Raw genomic sequence first — 1,666 nt, 5'->3', positions numbered from 1 at the left:
CACAATTAAAACCACAAGAAATTGTACGTTTAGGCGATATACAAATGGCAAATCACTTGCCATTTGTATTATTCGGCGGCATGAACGTACTTGAATCGAAAGATCTGGCTTTTGAAATTGCAGAAACTTATGTGGATATCTGCACGCGTCTGGGTATTCCTTACGTGTTCAAAGCCAGCTTTGATAAGGCCAACCGTTCCAGCTTGAACTCTTTCCGCGGCCCAGGCTTGGAAAAAGGCATCGAGTGGCTCGCTGAGATTAAAAAACACTTCAATGTGCCCATCATTACCGATGTGCATGAACCGTATCAGGCTGCGCCTGTTGCGGAGGTTGCGGACATTATCCAGCTGCCGGCTTTCCTGAGCCGCCAGACTGACCTTGTTGAGGCGATGGCGAAAACTGATGCCATCATTAACATCAAAAAAGCGCAGTTCCTTGCGCCGCACGAAATGCGCCACATTCTGCATAAATGCCTGGAAGCGGGCAATGACAAGCTGATTATTTGCGAGCGCGGTTCGGCATTCGGCTACAACAACCTGATTGTAGACATGCTGGGCTTTGACATCATGAAGGAAATGAATGTTCCGGTGTTCTTTGATGTGACGCATGCCTTGCAGACTCCGGGCGGCCGTGCAGATTCCGCCGGCGGACGCCGCGCGCAAATTGCCACCTTGGCGCGCGCAGGCATGGCGACAGGCCTTGCCGGCCTGTTCCTTGAGGCGCATCCGGATCCGGAAAAAGCCAAGTGCGACGGCCCTTGCGCATTGCGCATGTCGCAGCTGGAGCCGTTCTTGGCGCAGCTGAAAGAGCTGGATACCTTGGTCAAAGGTTTTAAAAAATTAGATACACATTGATGCCGCAGCAGGCATCTTATTATTAATCAACTGAGGAATTGTTCATGAGCCAAATCGTTGACATTCGTGCACGATCTGGTGCTTCAACTGGTTCTCGTGAAGCTTTAGAACTTCGTGACGGCGACAAAGCGCGTTACTTGGGTAAAGGTGTCCGTACAGCAGTTAACAATGTTAATACGCTGATCCGCGACGCTTTGGTCGGCAAGTCTGTTTTTGAACAAAAAGACATCGACAGCACCATGATCGCGCTTGACGGCACTGAAAACAAAGAAAAATTAGGCGCTAACGCAACTTTGGCGGTTTCTTTGGCTGCCGCGCGCGCTGCTGCTGATGAAAAGAAAACTCCTTTGTTCCAATACATCGCAGATCTGCGCGGTCAAACAGTTTTGACTATGCCTGTGCCAATGATGAACATCATCAACGGCGGTTCACATGCAGACAATAATGTTGATATTCAAGAATTCATGATTGAGCCGGTAGGCTTCACTTCATTTGCTGAAGCGCTGCGCGCAGGCGCGGAAATCTTCCATTCTTTAAAATCAGTTTTAAACAAAAAAGGCTTAAACACTGCTGTAGGTGATGAAGGCGGTTTTGCGCCGAACTTGCGTTCAAACGAAGAAGCAATCACGGTTATTCTTGAAGCGATCGGTCAAACAGGCTACAAAGCAGGTTCTGACATCATGCTTGCGCTGGACTGTGCATCTTCAGAATTCTACAAAAATGGCCAGTACATCCTTGCAGGCGAAGGCAACAAAGCGTTCACAAGCAACCAGTTCTCTGACTATTTAGCGGGTCTTGTAAACCAATATCCA

At 48.7% G+C, this 1,666-nt stretch carries 2 protein-coding genes; both read left to right on the top strand.

Annotated elements, in window-relative coordinates; translation table 11 throughout:
- Nucleotides 1-854: 3-deoxy-8-phosphooctulonate synthase (gene kdsA / locus RSA72_RS14465; protein ID WP_332633434.1), on the top strand; the 854-nt coding region annotated here is incomplete at its 5' end.
- Nucleotides 855-898: 44 nt separating this feature from the next.
- On the top strand, nt 899-1,666 hold a 768-nt coding region (gene eno, locus RSA72_RS14460; RefSeq protein ID WP_443098351.1), incomplete at its 3' end, for a phosphopyruvate hydratase.

Source organism: Acinetobacter sp., assembly GCF_036659555.1.
Taxonomy (GTDB): Bacteria; Pseudomonadota; Gammaproteobacteria; order Pseudomonadales; family Moraxellaceae; genus Acinetobacter.
The sequence above is the reverse complement of the archived record's forward strand: the minus strand, read 5'-3'. Positions and strand labels throughout refer to the sequence as shown.